Here is a 16,590-nt window from a genome sequence, read left to right on the forward strand (position 1 = left end):
CATGGACGCGGCGTACCGCACGACCACCGACCTCATGCGCGCCATGGCGGCGGGCGAGATCGGCTCGCTCGAACTGCTCGACTCGCTGCTGGCGCGGCTGGAGCGGCACAACCCGGCGATCAACGCCGTCGTCGTCACCGATATCGAGCGCGCCCGCGCCTACGCGAAGGAAGCCGACGACGCGCGCGCGAAGGGGCTCTCGTGGGGCCCGCTCCACGGCCTGCCGATGACGGTGAAGGAATGCTTCGACGTCGCGGGCCTGCCGACCACCTCCGGCGCGCCGGCGCTGAAGGGCAACATCGCGCCCCGGCACGCCGACGCCGTGCGCCGGCTGGTCGACGCCGGCGCGGTGATCTTCGGCAAGACCAACACGCCGCTCTACGCCGGCGACCTCCAGACCTACAACGCGGTCTATGGAACCACGAACAACCCATGGGACCTGGCGCGCGGGCCGGGTGGATCGTCCGGCGGGGCGGCGGCGGCCGTCGCGGCGGGGCTGACGCCGCTGGAACTGGGGAGCGACATTGGCGGCTCGATCCGCAACCCCGCGCATTTCTGCGGCGTGTACGGCCACAAGCCGAGCTACGGGGTCGTTCCGATGCGCGGTCACGTGCCTGGCCCGCCGGGATCGCTGGTCGAGGCCGATATCGGCGTCGGCGGCCCGCTCGCGCGTTCGGCCGAGGATCTCGACCTGGCGCTCGGCGTCATGGCGGGGCCGGGCGAGCTCGACGCGCTGGCATGGCGGATCGATCTGCCGAATCCCCGGCAGGGCGCGATCGGCGACTACCGCGTCGCCGTCTGCGCCGACGATCCATTCTGCCCCGTCGACGGCGAGATGGCGGCGATGATCGACGCCGCCGCCGACGCGCTGGCCAAGGCGGGCGCGACGGTGCGCCGCGCCAAGCCGGAACTGGATTTCGCCGGCTCCTTCGCCGTCTACCACGACATGCTCAACGCGCTGCTCGCGGCCGGCAAGCCGGACCACGTCATGCGGCGGCTGGAGCAGGTCGCGGCGACGGCCGCGCCGGCGGACAACGGGCCGCTGACCACGCTGGCGCGCGCCTCCGTGATGCGGCACACCGAGTATCTGCGGCTGACCGATCTGCGCCAGAAGGACCGCATGGCCTGGGACGCGTTCTTCCGCGACCACGACGTGTTCCTCTGCCCGGTGGTCATGACGGCGGCGTTCGCGCACGACCAGTCGCCGCGCATGCTGGAGCGCACGCTGACGGTCAACGGGACGACACGGCCATATTTCGATTCGCTGAAATGGGCGGGGCTGATCGGCAACGTGCGCCTGCCGTCGACCGTGGCGCCGATCGGCCGGACGCGCGCCGGCCTGCCGGTCGGGATGCAGATCGTCGGGCCGTACCTCGAGGACCGCACCACCATCGACCTCGCCAAGCGCCTGGCCCCGTTGATCGGCGGCTTCGAGCCGCCGCCCATGTTCGCCTGAGGCGCCGCCGCGCGGCGCATGGGCGCCGCGCGCCGACGGCGTCGCTCCCGCGCCGCGCGCCGCGCTATCCTGCGGGTCGACGACAACAGCTCCGGGGAAACGCCATGTCCTTCGCGCCCGCCGACGGCCGCGCCACACCGGTCAATCCATTCGCCGGCCGCGACGTCAACTGGTTGCTCGATTTCCGCGCCGGGACGCGCGGCGACCATCCGTTCCTGGTGTGGGAACCCTTCGAGGGCGCGCGCGAGGTGTGGACCTACGCCCGCTTCCGCGACCGCGTGCTGCGTGTCGCCGCCGGCCTGCGCAGGCGCGGCGTGAAGGCCGGCGACAGCGTGCTGGTGCATCTCGACAACGCGCCGGAGATGGAGTTCCTGTGGTTCGCCTGCGCCCGGCTCGGCGCGGTCGTGGTCACGACCAACACGCGGTCGGCCGGCGACGAGCTGGCGTATTTCGCCGAGCATTGCGGGGCGGTCGGCGCCGTCACGCAGCCCGAGCTGGCGGCGGTGGTCGCGGCCAACGCGAAGAACCTGAAATGGCTCGTGGTCACCGAGCATCTGGTCGAGGGCGGCGAGCCGCCGGCGGAGCTGCGCCCGGCCAAGGCCGACGCGTTCTCCTCGCTGGACGGCGATCCGCACGACCTGCCGGCCATCGAGGCCGATCCGTGGCGGCCGGGCTCGGTGCAGTACACGTCGGGCACGACGTCGCGGCCGAAGGGCGTGCTGTGGACCCAGGGCAACGCGTTGTGGGGCGCGCGCACCTCGGCCATCCACCAGACGCTCACGCCGGACGACGTGCACCACGTGGTGATGCCGTCGTTCCACACCAACGCGCGCAGCTATTCGATCCTGCCGACGATGTGGGCCGGCGGGACGGTGGTGATCCAGCCGAAATTCAGCGCCCGGCGGTTCTGGGACGTGGCGCTGCGCAACCGCTGCACCTTCGCCTCGACCCTGCCGTTCTTCTGCAAGGCGCTGATGGAGCATCCGCTGCCCACGCACCATTTCCGGCTGTTCGGCAACGGCGTCAACGAGCCGCCGTTCGACGACTTCTTCGGCGTGCGCAGCATCGGCTGGTGGGGCATGACCGAGACCGTCAGCCAGGGCATCGTCGGCGACGCGCTGCTGCGCAACCGGCCGATGACGACCGGCCGGCCGGCCGCCGGCTACGGCATCCGCATCCTGCGCGAGGATCTCAAGACGCCGGTGGAGCCCGGCGAGATCGGGCATCTCCAGTGCCACGGCACGCGCGGCATCCAGATCTTCCTGGAGTACCTCAACAATCCCAAGGCCACCGCCGAGAGCTTCACCGAGGACGGCTGGTTCATCACCGGCGACCGCGTGAAGCTGGAGGAGGATGGCGTCCTGACCTTCAGCGACCGCGACAAGGACATGCTGAAGGTCGGCGGCGAGAACGTCGCGGCGTCGGAGATCGAGCGCGTCATCGCGCTGGTGCCGGGCGTGCAGGAATGCGCCGTCGTCGCCCAGAAGCACCGCATGCTCGACGAGGTGCCGGTGGCCTTCGTGATCCCGACGCCGGACGTCAAGATCGAGGGCAACAACGAGCTGCCCGCGCGGATCATGGCGGAGTGCGCCGCCAAGCTGGCCGACTTCAAGCGGCCGCGGCAGGTGCTGCTGGTGCCGGACATGCCGCGCAGCACGCTGGAGAAAGTGCACAAGGTCGCGCTGCGCGAGCGCCTGCCGGTGGCGGGCTGACGCCGCCCGCCCGTCGTCACCGGGGCGCCCGCGCCGGATGCGCGCGCGGGCGTCCACCCGGTCGCGGGGTGGCGATGGAGCGCCGCCCGCGAGACGCCGGCGCCGCGCCCAAAAGCGCCGCCGGGAACGACGCGGGGCAGGGCGTTCCGCGACGCGAGTCCTGACGCCGGGGCGACGGTGAAGGCCGCTCGCCCGTGGTTCGGCATGGTCGGTCGGGACGCTGTTCCCGCCGCTGCGCGCCGGCCTTCCGGGAGCGGCCGGATCAGGCTCGGCTTTGAGGCAGATCAGGGAACGGCGGGCGGAGAGGATGGAATGTGACCTCAGTTGCGCCGTCGACGTGACGACATGCGGCGCTGCCCCCGCCGGATCGCCGAAATTGAAGGTTGCCATGATGCAGAAGTCGATCGATCTGAACGCCGCGGCGCCAGCCTACCCGGACGAGGCCGCGTCGGAGCCGGCGGCGGCGCCCGCGCAGAGCGCCTCCGCGGGGGTGCCGGAGGCGGCGGCCGCCATCGCGACCGCGGCCGGGGCCGCTGGCGAGGTTCAGGCGAAGCCGGCCCGCCCGGCCAGGAGCCGCCATGACATCGCCTTGAGGAAGCGCGATCCGGCGAGCATCCGCCGGCTCTTCGAGAGCGGCGAGTACCCCTATGTGACGCGCATGCAGACCAAACCGTACGAGGCGCACATGGTCGGCCTGCAGCGCGAGCTGCTGAAGGCGCAGCGCTGGATCGAGGAAGCCGGCGAGAAGGTCATCGTTCTTTTCGAGGGCCGCGACGCGGCCGGCAAGGGCGGGACGATCAAGCGCTACATGGAGCACATGAACCCGCGCACCGCGCGCGTGGTGGCGCTGGCCAAGCCGAGCGAGCGCGAGCGCACCCAGTGGTACTTCCAACGCTACATCGCCCATCTGCCGGCGGCCGGCGAGATCGCCCTGTTCGACCGCTCCTGGTACAACCGCGCCGGCGTCGAGCGCGTCATGGGGTTCTGCTCGCCCACCGACTACCTCGAATTCATGCGCCAGTGCCCGGAGTACGAGCGCATGCTGACGCGGTCCGGAATCCGCCTGTTCAAGTACTGGTTCTCGGTCTCGCGCGACGAGCAGCGACGCCGCTTCGAGGCGCGAGAGACCGATCCCCTTAAGCAGTGGAAGCTTTCGCCCATCGATCGCGCGTCGCTGGACAAGTGGGACGCATACACGGAGGCCAAGGAGGCGATGTTCTTCTACACCGACACCGCCGACGCGCCATGGACCGTCGTCAAATCGGACGACAAGAAGCGGGCGCGGCTGGCGTGCATGCAGCACTTCCTGTCGTTCCTGCCTTATCCCAACAAGGACACGGCGGTCGCCGTCCAGCCCGACCCCCTCATCGTCGGGTCGACAAGCCACGTGATCGGCCGGGATGGAGGCATCCTCGGCAAGACGGTCCACCCGGAGCTGCGTCGCGGCGGCTGACGGACTCGCGCCGCCCACCGCCTCACACGGGCATCGCGCGCCGCTGGTGCGCGCGGCCGGCCTTCGCCGTTTCAGGGTCATGTCCGGCGACCACGCGCACGCCCTCGTCGATCCGCGCCGCGATGGTGGCCGGCGTCGCGCCCTCCAGGAAGGCGATGCCGCGCGCCCGGCAGGCCGCGAGCACGCGGTCGCGCGCCCGGCGCATCTCCGGCGTATAGGGCCATGGCGGCATGGTGGTGTGGCCCAGCGACAGGCTGAGGTCGCCGGGGCCGAGCTCGGCGAAGCCCAGGCCGGGCATGTCGAGGATGGCCTCGCAATTGGCGATGCCCTCCGGACTCTCCAGCTTGACTCCCAGCAGCAGCTCGCCGTCCGGCGACAACGGCCAAGGCTCGCAGCGCCGCATGTATTCCTCGGTGGTCAGGCCCCAGACCGGCGCCGCCGTCGGCTCCGATCCGCGCCCGCGCGTGCCGGTGCCGAGCTTGCCCGGGGCCGCGGGCCCGCGCGCGGCGCCGTCGAGCCGCGCCAGCGGCGTCGGCTGGGCCGGATCGACGCCGGCGAGGTGGTGGGGATAGCGGCAGGATTCGACGAAGGCGCGCGTCGCCTCGGCGCTCTCGGCCTGGCACAGCAGGATGCCGTGGACGCCGCGGCCGAGGATCTGCCGGAACTGCCAGGCGTTGAAGCGCACGTTGTCGGCGTCGGTGCCGTTTACCGGCGCCTCGACGATCACCGCCGGCGCGCGATGGCCGGACCGCGTCGGTCCGCCGTCGACCAGGCCGCGCATGTATTCGGCCAGCCCCGTCATGTCGAAGGCGCCGTGCTCCATGCCGACGTTGATGTAGTCGGCCCATGTCCCTGCGTCGGCGCGGCCCTGCGCGTGGGTCAGCACGTGGCCGGTGTGCGGGCCGTCGTAGTAGATCGCCTGCCCTTGCGCGAGCAGCTCGATCGCGCGGTTGACGCGTGGCGCCATCATGCGGTCCTCCCGATATCGCGCGAACCCTAGCAGAGCCGCGCTTGCGCGGGCAGCCGGCGACGGCGCAGCATGGGCGCGCGGGAGGCGGAGCGCGATGCGGGTCAGGTTCATCGGATGCGGCGACGCGTTCGGCAGTGGCGGGCGGTTCAACACGTGTTTCCAGGTGGTGTCGCCGTCCGCGTCGTTCCTGATCGACTGCGGCGCCTCATCGATGGTCGCGCTGCGCAAATGGGGCGTGGATCCGAACAGCATCGACACGGTCTTCATCACCCATCTGCATGGCGACCATTTCGGCGGCCTGCCGTTCCTGATCCTCGACGCCCAGCTCGGCAGCCGCCGCGCCGCGCCGCTGACCATCGCCGGACCGCCGGGCCTGCGCGAGCGGCTCGACGACGCGATGGAGGTGTTCTTTCCGGGCTCGACGCGGATCGAACGCCGGTTCGCCGTCGAGATCGTCGAGCTCACGCCGGACAAGCCGGCGCGGGTCGGCGCCGTGGACGTGCTGCCGATGGGGGTCGTGCATTCCTGCGGCGCGCCGCCGCTGGCGCTGCGCCTGACGGTCGACGGCCGCAGCGTCGCCTATACCGGCGACACGGAATGGACGGAGGCGTTGATCCCGGTCGCCAACGACGTCGACCTGTTCATCGTCGAGGCGTACTTCCACGATCGCAAGGTCCGCTTCCATCTCGACCTCGCCACCGTCGCCGCCAACATGGACCGCCTGCGGCCGAAGCGGACGATCCTGACGCATCTCGGTCCGGACATGCTCGGACGCGATCTCGCGGGCCGTTTCGAGGTCGCCGACGACGGCCTGGTCGTCGACCTTTAGGCACTTCCTGCGGCTTGGAGCGCGGGCGGCGGCGCGCTACCGTCGACGTGAGGATCGACGCCCGGCCGCTGTCGCCGGCCGCGCAGGGGGAGACGGGCATGCGCAGGTTCACACGCCGAACGACTTTGGCGCTGGGCGCTGGCGCGCTGGCGGCTCCAGCCGGGTGGGCGCAGACCGCCTTCCCGGACAAGCCCATCCGCCTGGTGGTCGGCTTCGCGCCCGGTGGGCCGACCGACGTGCTGGCGCGGCTTCTGGCCGAACGCCTGACCGAGGCGATCGGCCAGCAGGTGCTGGTCGAGAACAAGCCCGGCGCCGCCGGCAACCTGGCGTCGGAGCAGGTCGCCAAAGCCCGGCCCGACGGCCACACCGTTCTGTTCGGCACCTCGATCATGTCGCTGGTCCCGACGCTCTACGCGACGCTGCCCTACGATCCGCACAAGGATCTCGATCCCGTCGCCCACATCAGCAGCGTGCCGCTCATCCTCGTCGTGCCCCCCGGCGGGGCGAGGACGACGGAGGAGCTGGTCGCGATGCTGCGCAAGGAGCCCGGCAAGCACTCCTATCCGACGCCGGGCAACGGCAGCTTGATCCACCTGACCAGCCATCTGTTCGCGGCGCGCGCCGGCGGCGAGGCGATGCACGTGCCCTATCGCGGCTCCGGCCCGGCGATGCAGGACACGCTGGCCGGGCGGCACGCCTTCCAGTTCGACACGCTCGGTTCGAGCAAGGGATTCCTCGACGCCGGCAAGCTGCGGCTGCTGGGCGTGTCGACCGAGGCGCGCGTGCCCGCCATGAAGGACGTGCCGACGATCGAGGAGCGCGCCGGGTTCCCGTTCGTGTCGCGCACGTGGAACGTGCTGTTCGCGCCCGCCGGCACGCCGAAGCCGGTGATCGAGAAGCTCAACGCGGCGACCAACGCCGCGCTGCGCCATCCCGCGCTGGCGGAGAGGGCCGCCGCGCTGGCGATCGACCTGATCGCCAATTCGACGCCCGCCTCGGCCGGGAAGTACTACCTCGACCAGATCGCCTACTGGGCCCCGATCGCCAAGGCGTCGGGCGCCAAGGTGGAGTAGGGGAGGTCGGCGCTTCCGAGCAGCGGAATCGAAATCCGCCACGGATTGCCGGACCGGGCCACGGCCGGTACGGTCCGGCATCCGTCCGGGCGACCGACGTCCACGAGGACCCGACCATGCACATGAATTTCACCGATGCCGATCTCGCCTTCCAGCGCGAGGTGCGCGACTGGCTGACCGACAACCTGACGCCGGAGATCGTCGGCGAGACCAGGGTGGCGCGCAACGCCCACATGCCGCGCGAGAGGCTGATGGACTGGCAGAAGCGGCTGGCGCGCAAGGGCTGGCTGTGCACGAACTGGCCGAAGGAGTTCGGCGGTCCGGGCTGGACGCCGACCCAGAAGTACATCTTCGAGATGGAGATGGCGAAGGCCGGGGCGCCGGGCACCTCGCCGTTCGGCCCCAAGATGTGCGCGCCGGTGATCATGAAGTTCGGCACGCCCGAGCAGCACCGCCGCTACCTGACGCCGATGCTCAACAGCGACCTGCTGTGGTGCCAGGGCTACTCCGAGCCGGGGTCGGGATCCGACCTCGCGTCGCTGCGCACGCGCGCGGTGCGGGACGGCGACCACTACGTCGTCAACGGCCAGAAGACCTGGACTACCGGCGCCCACCAGGCCGACTGGATCTTCTGCCTCGTGCGGACCTCGACCGAAGGCAAGCCGCAGGACGGCATCTCGTTCATCGTGTTCGACATGAAGACGCCCGGCGTCTCGGTCGATCCGATCATCACCTCCGACGGCAACCGCGCCGGCACCAACGAAGTCAACCAGGTCTTCTTCGACAACGTCCGCGTGCCCGTCGACCAGCGCATCGGCGAGGAGAACAAGGGCTGGACCTACGCCAAGTACCTTCTGGAGTTCGAGCGCGGCGGCAATCCGTACAGCCCGCGCCTGCGCGCCTCGTTCGAGAAGCTGCGGCGGATGGCCGGCGCGGCGGTCGACGGCGACAAGCCGCTGCTGCGCGACACCTCGTGGCAGGACAAGCTCGCGCGCATGGACATGGAGATCTCCGGGCTGGAGATGTTCGAGATGGAGTTCTACTCGCGCCTGTCCGGCGGGCAGAACCCCGGACCGCTGTCGTCGATGATCAAGCTGCGCGGCACCGAGGTGATGCAGCTCGTCCAGGAGTACGCCATCGACGTCGCCGGCCACTACAGCCAGCCCTGCCCGCCGCAGCGCCAGCCCAACGCCAACGACGAGCCGATCGGCCCCGAAGGCTCGGACGTGCTGGCGCCGCGCTATTTCAACGGCCGCAAGATGACGATCTATGGCGGCTCATCCGAAGTGCAGCGCGGCATCATGGCCAAGGCCATGCTTGGCCTCTGAGCCGCGCGGCGGGCGCGGGGCGGTCGGCGCGAGGCGCCGGCCGCGTCAGAGCGCGATGTTGGTGTGCAGGCAGGGAATGCCGACGCGCTCCACAGCGCCCCGGTTGAGCACGAGATGCTCCTCGAAGCGGCGGATGGTGTCGCACAGGGTGATCATGACCTGGTCGCCGAAATCGTTGCCGCCGCGCTTGATCGCGCGGACGAACTGGGCGGCGGTGTACTCGGCCGGATCGTCCTTCTGGAACCGGTAGGTGAACAGCGCGTGGGCGCCGGCCCCGTCCCAGCCGAACAGCAGGAAGTCGGTGGAGACACCGGCGACGGCCTGCATCAGGGGTTTCTTCCAGGCCGCGAACTGGTCGGTGATGCCGTCCATCAATCCGGTCACGGTCTTGCCGAGCGGCTTCGGGGCGGTCTTCTTCAGGGCGTAGCTCATCCATAGCTCGCCCTCAGTCCAGCTGACGACGGAATGCGTGAAGCCGGTGTTGCTGTAGGCATCGAAAGCGTAGCCGATCATCGCCCACCCCGCGGTTGCCGGCCCGCTCCAACGTGCCGTCGCACGCAAGAACACCCGCCCGCCGACTTTATTCCCGGGCGGGTTGAGGAGCGACTCGGCGGCAGCCGCCGGTCCTCGGCGCCACTCTACGGGGTCAGCACGACCCGGCCGACCACCTTGCCGGCCTTGAGCTCCTCGATCACGTCGTTGGCCGCCTCCAGCCCGCGGGTCGAGTAGGGCAGCGCCTGGATCCGGCCGTCGCGCACGAGCTGCATCAGCTCCTTGAACTCCGTCAGGTCGCCCACGTAGGAACCCTCGATCGCCGCCATCTTGAACGGCATGGCGATCGGCGCGAACGGCGCGTCGCCGCCGAACAGGCCGACGACCACCAGCTTGCCGCCGCGACGTAGCGAGTCGAAGGCGAATTTGAACGACGCCGCGGCGCCCACGAAGTCGATCGCCGCGCAGACGCCGCCGCCGGTCTCCTGCACCAGCTTGGCGACGGCGCCCTCGGCCCGTGGATTGACCACGCGGTGGGCGCCGTGCCGCTCGGCGACCTTGAGCTTGGCGTCGTCTATGTCGGCGACCACGATCTCGCCGTCGAAGGTGGCGCGCGCCACCTCGAGTCCGGCGAGGCCGACGCCGCCTGCGCCGACCAGCAGCACGCGCTTGCGGTTCTTGACGGTGCGGGTCTTCTGCAGCGCGCTGTAGGCGGTCAGTCCGGAGCAGGCGTAGGTGCAGGCCAGCTCGATCGGCGAGTTGCCGTGGTCGACCAGGTATTTCGCGTGCGGCACCAGCACGTGCGTGGCGTAGCCGCCGTCGCGGCGCGTGCCGAGCGTGCGCGGCGCGGCGCACAGCAGCTCGTCGCCGGCCTGGCAGTGGGCGCAGGTGCCGCAGGCGATCCACGGGAACACGACGTAGCGCTGGCCCGGCTTGACGCCCTTGACGTCGGGACCGACAGCCACGACCTCGCCGGCGATCTCGTGGCCGAGCGTGAAGGGCAGCTTCATGCCGCGCTGGTGCATCTCCAGCTTCTGGCCGCCGCCTAGGTCGAAGAACCCCTCCCAGATATGGAGGTCGGAGTGGCACACGCCGCTCGACAGGACGCGCACCAGCACCTCCTCGCCCCGCGGCGTCGGCTCGGCGAACTCGTTGAGCTTGAGCGGCTTGCCGAACTCGACGATTTGCATGGCGCGCATGGCGTCTCTCCCCTAGGATTCGCGTCGTTGTGTTGAACGTATCCTACGCGGAGGCCGGCGTGTCGGGAAAGAGCGGCGGTGCCGCCGAGAGGTTCGATCCGCGGAACCACACCTTTGGTCCCGCCCACTATTTCGAGGACCTCGAGGTCGGGCGGAAATTCTACATCAACTCGCGCACGCAGACCGACGCCCTGTTCTCCGCGTTCCAGCTCGCGAGCGGCGACAACCACCCCATCCACTACGACCGCGTCTACTGCCAGGCGCGCGGCCACCGCGACATGCTCGCGCACGGTCTGCAGGTGGCGATCCAGGCGGCGCCCGGCGCCGGCACGTTCCCGCACATCCTCGGCGACGCGATGATCGGCTTCATCGAGCAGAGCTCGCGGTTCCTGAAGCCCGTCTACGCCGGCGACACGCTCTATCCGATGCTGGAGATCACCGAGCTGCGGGCCGGCCGCACGACGGGCGTCGTCGTCGTGAAGGTCACGATCCACAACGAGGGTGGCGACCTGGTGATGGACGGCGAGCAGAAATTCCTCGTCCGCAAACGTCCCGCCGGCGCGGGCGCGCGGTGATGGGCGCGCTCGACGGCAGGATCGCGTGGATCACCGGCGCGGGCACGGGCATCGGCCGCGCCGGCGCGGTCGCGTTGGCGGCGGAGGGCGCCCACGTCACCTTGTCCGGCCGCACCGCGGCGACGCTGGACCAGGTCGCGTCCACGATCCGCGCCGCCGGCGGACGCTGCGATGTCGCGCCACTGGACGTCGGCGACAAAGCCGCGGTCAGGGCGACGGCCGACCGGCTGCTCGCCGCGCACAACCGGATCGACGTCCTCGTCAACAGCGCCGGCATCAATCTGCGGGAGCGCGCCTGGGCGAACGTCAGCACGGACGGCTGGGACGACGTCGTGCGCATCAACCTCGACGGCACGTTCTACTGCTGCCACGCCGTGCTGCCGGCGATGCGCGCCCAGGGCGACGGGTTGATCGTCAACGTGTCGAGCTGGCTGGGAAAGCACGTGTCCCCGCTGGCCGGGCCGTCCTACACCGCGACGAAGTTCGGCGCCGCGGCGCTGCCGGAGTCGATCAACGCCGAGTACGGCCGCCACGGCGTGCGCGCGACGGCGCTGAACCCGGGCGAGGCCGCGACCCCGATCATGGAGCGGCGGCCGGTGAAGCCCGCCCAGGCGGAGCTCGACCGCATGCTCCAGGAGGAGGACCTCGGTCGGACGATCCTGTTCCTGGCGACGCTGCCGGCGCGGGTCTGCGTCAACGACATGATCGTCACGCCGACCTGGAACCGCTTCTATATCGGCGGGCTGGAGACGACCCAGCCCAAGAAGGACTGAACCAAGGATATCTAGGAGGAGGACGCGGCATGCTCGGCATCATCGCCACCCTGACCATCAAGCCGGGGACCAACAAGGATTTCGAGGAGACCATGGGCAAACTGGCCGCCGCCGTGCGCGCCGGCGAGCCGGGCAACAAGCTCTACGCGCTGCACAAGACGGCCGACGCCAACGTCTACGTCATGCTGGAGCGCTACGACGACCAGGCGGCGCTGGAGGCGCACCGCGCCGCGCCGCATTTCAAGGAGCTCGGGCGCAAGCTCGGCGACTACCTCGCCGGCCGGCCGCAGGTCCAGGTGATGGAGGAGGTCGGCGGCTGAGGCGCCGGCCCGCCACGACCAGCGGACGGAGAGGCCCATGGACGGGATGGCGCGCCGCACGACCGAGCCGGGCACGCCGCCGGGCCTGCTGGTCGGGCGCGCGCCCACGGCCGAGGAGGCGCTGCACTTCACGCTGGTCGAGTACACCCAGGACACGATCAGCGTCGTCGAGGAGGTGACGGTCGAGGAGTGCCGCTTCCACCTCGAGACGCCGGAACGGACCTGGATCGACGTCGGCGGGCGGCCCAGCGCCGAGATGCTGAAGTCGCTGGGCGACGCCTTCCACCTCCATCCGCTGGCGCTGGAGGACGTGTTCCACGCCCACCAGAGGCCGAAGCTGGACCTGTACCAGAACCAAGGCTTCGTGGTCCTCAACGACCCGGCCTACGTCGACGGCGAGATCCGGCAGCGCCAGGTGTCGATCTTCTTCGGCGACAACTACGTCATCAGCTTCCACGACCACGACGAGGACATCTTCCGCGTCGTGCGCGAGCGGTTGCAGCTCGCCACATCGCGCCTGCGAGCCAAGGCGACCGACTACCTGCTCTATGCGCTGGTCGACCTGGTCGTCGACCGCAAGTTCCCGCTGATCGAGAAGCTCAGCGCGCGGCTGGAGGCGCTCGAGGACGAGGCGCTCGACAAGCCCACCAGGTCGACCCTGAAGAACATCCACGAGGCGCGGCGCGCGTTGATGACGTTCCACCGCGTGCAGTGGGCCGAGCGCGAGACGGTGCTGGCGCTGATGCGGCCCGACGTGCCGCACGTCGTGGCGGACACGCGCACCTACCTGCGCGACTGCTTCGACCACACGGTGGCCGTGCTCGAGCTGATCGAGAGCTACCGCGACGTCGCCAACGGGCTGATGGAGGTGTACCTGATGCACACCTCGAACCAGACCAGCGACGTGATGAAGACGCTGGCGATCGTCACGGCGTTCTTCATGCCGCTCAGCTTCCTGACCGGCATCTACGGGATGAATTTCGAGACCGCGAAGGGCAACATGCCCGAGCTGAACTGGACGTTCGGCTACGTCTATTTCTGGTGCATGGTCGTCCTCGTGGTCGGCGGCCTGTTCTTCTGGATGAAGCGCAAGCGCTGGTTCTGACCGGCGCGGCCTAGGACGGGGAGGGGAACCGCGATGGCGTCGGGAACGTATCGGCTGTTCGGCTCGGAGTTGTCGCCGTACTCGGTGAAACTGCGCTCCTACCTGCGATTCAAGGGGATCGCGCACGAGTGGATCCCGCGCGGTCCGGCCAACGCGGCGGAGTTCCAGAAATACGCCAAGCTGCCGCTGATTCCGCTGCTGGTGACGCCGGACGGCGAGGGCCTCCAGGATTCGACGCCGGTCATCGAGCGCCTGGAGGCCGCGACGCCGGAGCCCTCGATCCATCCCGACGACCCGGCCCTGCGTTTCCTGTCGCAGCTCGTCGAGGAGTACGGCGACGAGTGGCTCAACAAGCCGATGTTCCACTACCGTTGGAGCGTCGCCGCCGACTGCGAGTCGGCCGCCGGCCGCATCGCGCGCCAGATGCTCGGGCCCGAGGCGCCGGAGGCCAAGGTGGCCGAGGCGGCCAAGGCGGTGGCGCAGCGCATGGTGCCGCGTCTGGGTTTCGTCGGCTCGAACGCGGCCACGAAGGACACCATCGAGGGCTCGTTCCGTCGCGTGCTCGACATCCTGGAGGTCCACCTCCAGAGCCGGCGGTACCTGTTCGGCGACCGGCCGGCGCTCGGCGATTTCGGCGTCTGGGCGCAGATCTACGAGGCGTGGACGGACCCCACGGGGCGCGCCCTGATCGACGAGCTCTACCCGACGGTGTGGCGCTGGATCGAGCGCATGCTGTCGCCGACGATCGAGGGCGGCTGGGAATCGTGGGACGCCCTCAAGTGGGGCCTGGGCCGCCTGCTCGAGACCGAGGTCGGTGCGCTGTTTCTCCCGTGGTCCGCGGCCAACGCCGCGGCGCTCGCGGCCGGCGCCGAGACGATGTCGGTCGATCTGGACGGGCGCCCCTTCACGCAGCAGCCGCAGAAGTACCACGCCCGCTCGCTGGCGGAGATCCGGCGCAAATACGCCGCCGCCAAGGACGCGCCCGGTCTGGCCGCGATCCTCGACGCCGGCGGCTGCCGGCGCCTGCTGGAGGCCTGACGCCGGGCGGCGTCAGTAGGTGCGGTAGGGCAGGAACTTGCCGCTCATCGTGATCTTGACGCGGTCGCCCTTCGGATCGGGCAGCCGCTCCATCACCATGTCGAAGTCGATGGCGCTCATGATGCCGTCGCCGAACTCCTCCTGGATCAGCTCCTTCCAGGTCGTGCCGTAGACCGACACCAGCTCGTAGAAGCGGTAGATCAGCGGATCGGTCGGCACCGAGGTCGGCAGCGAGCCGCGGTAGGGGATCTCCTGCAGCAGGATCGCCTCCTCCTTGCCGAGCCCGAACAGCTTGGCGGCCTTGCCGGCCTGCGCCTTGGTCATGCGCATCTGGCCCATGCAGGCGGCGCAGACGAGGATCGGCGACATGCCGCCGATCTTCTCGCCGATCGTCTTCCAGCTCAGGCCCTTGAGGCGCTTGGCGGTCAGGATCCTCTCGGTCACGTCGGCGCGCTTCATCGTCGGCTCCTCAGGCTGCGGTGGTCGTGATGTCGATGGCGGGCGCGGCGTCGCGGCCCGCGACCAGCGCCGGCTCGGCGTCGCCCGGGCGCACGTGCGGCGGCCGGCGCGGATCGTAGCCGCCCGCCGCCAGCTCGCGGTCGAACGCCTTGGAGCGCGTGACCAGGAAGTCGAGCAGATGGTTGCGGATCCGGTAGTAGTGGGAATGGCGGTGCAGGTCGGCGCGGACCCGCGGCTTGGGCAGCGTGTTGACCACGATCTCCGCGATCCGCGCGCCCGGCCCGTTGGTCATGAGCACGATGCGGTCGGCCAGCAGGATCGCTTCGTCGATGTCGTGCGTTATCATGAACACGGTCTGGCGGGTCTCGTCGCAGATGCGCACGACCTCGTCCTGCAAGGTTCCCCGCGTCAGGGCGTCGAGCGCGCTGAACGGCTCGTCCATCAGCAGCATCTTGGGCTCGATCGACAGCGCCCGCGCGATGCCGACGCGCTGTTTCATGCCGCCCGAGAGCTGGGCGGGCTTCTTGGCCTCGGCGCCGGCCAGTCCGACCAGCGCGATGTAGCGCAGGGCGTGCTCCCTCACGCGGTCCCGGGCCCAGTCCGTCCAACGCGAGCGCACGGCGAACGAGACGTTGCCCAGCACGCTCATCCACGGCATCAGCGCGTGGCTCTGGAAGATCACGGCGCGGTCGAGGCTGGGGCCGGCGACCTCCTTGCCGTCGGCGATGATCGCGCCGTCCGACGGCGTCTCGAGGCCGGCCAGCGCGTTGAGGATCGTGGTTTTGCCGCAGCCGGAATGGCCGATCACGCAGACGAACTCTCCGCGCTCGATGCTGAGCCAGAGATCCTCGAACACGGTGGTCCCGGGTCCGCGGCCGGACGGTGGCGGGAACCGCTTGGCGAGACCCTCGACGCTGATCAGCGGGCGGCCGGTCACGCCCGTCACTCCGGGTAGGTGACGAGGCGCGCGGCCCACGCCAGCGCCTGGTCGAGCACCAGGCCGACCAGCCCGATCAGCAGGATCGCGGTGAGGATGTTGGCGATCGAGAGGTTGTTCCACTCGTTCCAGACGAAGTAGCCGATGCCGGTGCCGCCGACGAGCATCTCGGCCGCGACGATCACCAGCCACGCGATGCCCATGGAGATGCGCATCCCGGTCATGATGGTCGGCGCGGCGGCCGGCAGCACGACGGCGAACGCCTTGCGCAGCGGCGAGACCTCCAGCGTGCGGGCGACGTTGAGCCACTCCCGCCGCACCGACATGACGCCGAACGCGGTGTTGATCAGCATCGGCCACATCGAGCAGATGAAGATCACGAAGATCGAGGCGGTGCCGCTGTCCTTGATCGTGTAGAGCGCCAGCGGCATCCAGGCCAGCGGCGAAATCGGCTTCAGCACCTGGATGAAAGGGTCCAGCGCGCGGTAGACGATCGGCGACATGCCGATCAGGAATCCGAGCGGGACCGCCAGAAACGCCGCCAGCCCGAAGCCGAACAACACGCGGCCCAGCGACCAGCCGAGCTGGATGCCGATCCCCTGGTCGTTGGTGCCGCGGACGTAGAACGGATCCTTGATGTGGCCCCAGAGCGTCCGGCCGACCTCGAGCGGGGTCGGCATCGCCGATTTCTGCCCGCCCGCGGCCGCGGCGCCGACCAGCTTGGCGTACTCCGGGTCGACGTTGACCGTGCCGGCCTTCGGCAGGGTCGCGAGCTGCCACATCGCGATCAGCGCCGCGAAGATCAGCAGCGAGATCATGCCGGCGCGCAGGCGCGGCGAAGCGGCGAGGCTTGGCATGCGTGGCGACGCCC

General features: G+C 70.1%; 17 protein-coding genes. 11 read left to right on the forward strand and 6 right to left on the reverse strand.

All coding sequences use genetic code 11. The features are described from left to right. The first annotated feature begins 1 nt into the window (after position 1). The 3 genes from IPK81_24290 (at position 2) to ppk2 (ending at position 4,621) form a co-directional block, all read left to right on the forward strand. On the forward strand, positions 2-1,456 hold the full coding sequence (locus IPK81_24290; protein QQS12547.1) for an amidase: 1,455 nt from the start codon (positions 2-4) through the stop codon (positions 1,454-1,456). A 104-nt stretch (positions 1,457-1,560) separates the two neighbouring features. Continuing rightward, complete coding sequence (locus IPK81_24295) at positions 1,561-3,168, forward strand: AMP-binding protein (protein QQS12548.1); 1,608 nt, start codon at positions 1,561-1,563, stop codon at positions 3,166-3,168. A 391-nt stretch (positions 3,169-3,559) separates the two neighbouring features. After that, positions 3,560-4,621, forward strand: coding sequence for a polyphosphate kinase 2 (ppk2, locus tag IPK81_24300; protein ID QQS12549.1), 1,062 nt, complete (start codon positions 3,560-3,562; stop codon positions 4,619-4,621). A gap of 22 nt (positions 4,622-4,643) precedes the next feature. Here ppk2 and IPK81_24305 read toward each other — a convergent pair whose 3' ends face one another. After that, complete coding sequence (locus IPK81_24305) at positions 4,644-5,588, reverse strand: hypothetical protein (protein QQS15251.1); 945 nt, start codon at positions 5,586-5,588, stop codon at positions 4,644-4,646. A gap of 97 nt (positions 5,589-5,685) precedes the next feature. Between IPK81_24305 and IPK81_24310 the strand changes: the two genes are divergently transcribed. The 3 genes from IPK81_24310 (at position 5,686) to IPK81_24320 (ending at position 8,821) form a co-directional block, all read left to right on the forward strand. Beyond that, on the forward strand, positions 5,686-6,420 hold the full coding sequence (locus tag IPK81_24310) for an MBL fold metallo-hydrolase (protein ID QQS12550.1): 735 nt from the start codon (positions 5,686-5,688) through the stop codon (positions 6,418-6,420). 98 nt (positions 6,421-6,518) lie between these two features. Further along, positions 6,519-7,493, forward strand: coding sequence for a tripartite tricarboxylate transporter substrate binding protein (locus IPK81_24315; protein ID QQS12551.1), 975 nt, complete (start codon positions 6,519-6,521; stop codon positions 7,491-7,493). A gap of 116 nt (positions 7,494-7,609) precedes the next feature. Beyond that, positions 7,610-8,821 carry an acyl-CoA dehydrogenase family protein gene (locus IPK81_24320; protein ID QQS12552.1) on the forward strand — a complete coding sequence of 404 codons (1,212 nt, stop codon included), beginning with the start codon at positions 7,610-7,612 and terminating at the stop codon, positions 8,819-8,821. Between the two features lie 45 nt (positions 8,822-8,866). Here IPK81_24320 and IPK81_24325 read toward each other — a convergent pair whose 3' ends face one another. Both IPK81_24325 and IPK81_24330 read right to left on the reverse strand, forming a co-directional pair. Next, positions 8,867-9,334, reverse strand: coding sequence for a hypothetical protein (locus IPK81_24325; GenBank protein QQS12553.1), 468 nt, complete (start codon positions 9,332-9,334; stop codon positions 8,867-8,869). Positions 9,335-9,459: 125 nt separating this feature from the next. Next, positions 9,460-10,512: an alcohol dehydrogenase catalytic domain-containing protein gene (locus IPK81_24330; protein ID QQS12554.1), complete on the reverse strand. Its 1,053-nt coding sequence runs from the start codon at positions 10,510-10,512 to the stop codon at positions 9,460-9,462. A gap of 59 nt (positions 10,513-10,571) precedes the next feature. Here IPK81_24330 and IPK81_24335 point away from each other — a divergent pair, with 59 nt between their 5' ends. The 5 genes from IPK81_24335 to IPK81_24355 are packed head-to-tail and all read left to right on the forward strand — an operon-like array spanning position 10,572 to position 14,323. Continuing rightward, positions 10,572-11,087, forward strand: a complete 516-nt coding sequence (locus tag IPK81_24335; GenBank protein QQS12555.1) for a MaoC family dehydratase — start codon at positions 10,572-10,574, stop codon at positions 11,085-11,087. After that, the gene (locus IPK81_24340; protein QQS12556.1) at positions 11,087-11,860 is read left to right on the forward strand and encodes an SDR family oxidoreductase; all 774 of its coding nucleotides are present in this window, start codon (positions 11,087-11,089) and stop codon (positions 11,858-11,860) included. Before IPK81_24335 ends, IPK81_24340 begins: the two co-directional genes overlap by 1 nt. A 29-nt stretch (positions 11,861-11,889) precedes the next feature. Continuing rightward, a complete protein-coding gene (locus tag IPK81_24345; protein QQS12557.1) occupies positions 11,890-12,180 on the forward strand; it encodes an antibiotic biosynthesis monooxygenase in 291 nt (96 codons plus the stop codon). Between the two features lie 37 nt (positions 12,181-12,217). After that, positions 12,218-13,285, forward strand: a complete 1,068-nt coding sequence (gene corA, locus IPK81_24350) for a magnesium/cobalt transporter CorA (GenBank protein QQS12558.1) — start codon at positions 12,218-12,220, stop codon at positions 13,283-13,285. 33 nt (positions 13,286-13,318) lie between these two features. After that, positions 13,319-14,323, forward strand: a complete 1,005-nt coding sequence (locus IPK81_24355; GenBank protein ID QQS12559.1) for a glutathione S-transferase family protein — start codon at positions 13,319-13,321, stop codon at positions 14,321-14,323. A 12-nt stretch (positions 14,324-14,335) separates the two neighbouring features. Here the strand turns inward: IPK81_24355 and cynS are convergent, their stop codons facing one another. The 3 genes from cynS to ntrB are packed head-to-tail and all read right to left on the reverse strand — an operon-like array spanning position 14,336 to position 16,576. Then, positions 14,336-14,782, reverse strand: coding sequence for a cyanase (cynS, locus tag IPK81_24360; GenBank protein QQS12560.1), 447 nt, complete (start codon positions 14,780-14,782; stop codon positions 14,336-14,338). Positions 14,783-14,792: 10 nt separating this feature from the next. After that, positions 14,793-15,719 (reverse strand): ABC transporter ATP-binding protein, encoded by a 927-nt coding sequence (locus tag IPK81_24365; GenBank protein QQS12561.1) that lies wholly within the window; start codon positions 15,717-15,719, stop codon positions 14,793-14,795. Between the two features lie 5 nt (positions 15,720-15,724). Continuing rightward, positions 15,725-16,576, reverse strand: coding sequence for a nitrate ABC transporter permease (ntrB, locus tag IPK81_24370; GenBank protein QQS12562.1), 852 nt, complete (start codon positions 16,574-16,576; stop codon positions 15,725-15,727). Positions 16,577-16,590 lie beyond the last annotated feature (14 nt).

It is taken from the genome of Rhodospirillales bacterium, assembly GCA_016699855.1.
Lineage (GTDB): Bacteria > Pseudomonadota > Alphaproteobacteria > Reyranellales > Reyranellaceae.

Coding starts and splice junctions, on each gene's coding strand:
- IPK81_24290 (QQS12547.1), top strand. CDS start 2: ATGGACGCGGCGTACCGCACGACCACCGACCTCATGCGCGCCATGGCG.
- IPK81_24295 (QQS12548.1), top strand. CDS start 1,561: ATGTCCTTCGCGCCCGCCGACGGCCGCGCCACACCGGTCAATCCATTC.
- ppk2 (QQS12549.1), top strand. CDS start 3,560: ATGCAGAAGTCGATCGATCTGAACGCCGCGGCGCCAGCCTACCCGGAC.
- IPK81_24305 (QQS15251.1), bottom strand. CDS start 5,588: ATGGCGCCACGCGTCAACCGCGCGATCGAGCTGCTCGCGCAAGGGCAG.
- IPK81_24310 (QQS12550.1), top strand. CDS start 5,686: ATGCGGGTCAGGTTCATCGGATGCGGCGACGCGTTCGGCAGTGGCGGG.
- IPK81_24315 (QQS12551.1), top strand. CDS start 6,519: ATGCGCAGGTTCACACGCCGAACGACTTTGGCGCTGGGCGCTGGCGCG.
- IPK81_24320 (QQS12552.1), top strand. CDS start 7,610: ATGCACATGAATTTCACCGATGCCGATCTCGCCTTCCAGCGCGAGGTG.
- IPK81_24325 (QQS12553.1), bottom strand. CDS start 9,334: ATGATCGGCTACGCTTTCGATGCCTACAGCAACACCGGCTTCACGCAT.
- IPK81_24330 (QQS12554.1), bottom strand. CDS start 10,512: ATGCGCGCCATGCAAATCGTCGAGTTCGGCAAGCCGCTCAAGCTCAAC.
- IPK81_24340 (QQS12556.1), top strand. CDS start 11,087: ATGGGCGCGCTCGACGGCAGGATCGCGTGGATCACCGGCGCGGGCACG.
- IPK81_24345 (QQS12557.1), top strand. CDS start 11,890: ATGCTCGGCATCATCGCCACCCTGACCATCAAGCCGGGGACCAACAAG.
- corA (QQS12558.1), top strand. CDS start 12,218: ATGGACGGGATGGCGCGCCGCACGACCGAGCCGGGCACGCCGCCGGGC.
- IPK81_24355 (QQS12559.1), top strand. CDS start 13,319: ATGGCGTCGGGAACGTATCGGCTGTTCGGCTCGGAGTTGTCGCCGTAC.
- cynS (QQS12560.1), bottom strand. CDS start 14,782: ATGAAGCGCGCCGACGTGACCGAGAGGATCCTGACCGCCAAGCGCCTC.
- ntrB (QQS12562.1), bottom strand. CDS start 16,576: ATGCCAAGCCTCGCCGCTTCGCCGCGCCTGCGCGCCGGCATGATCTCG.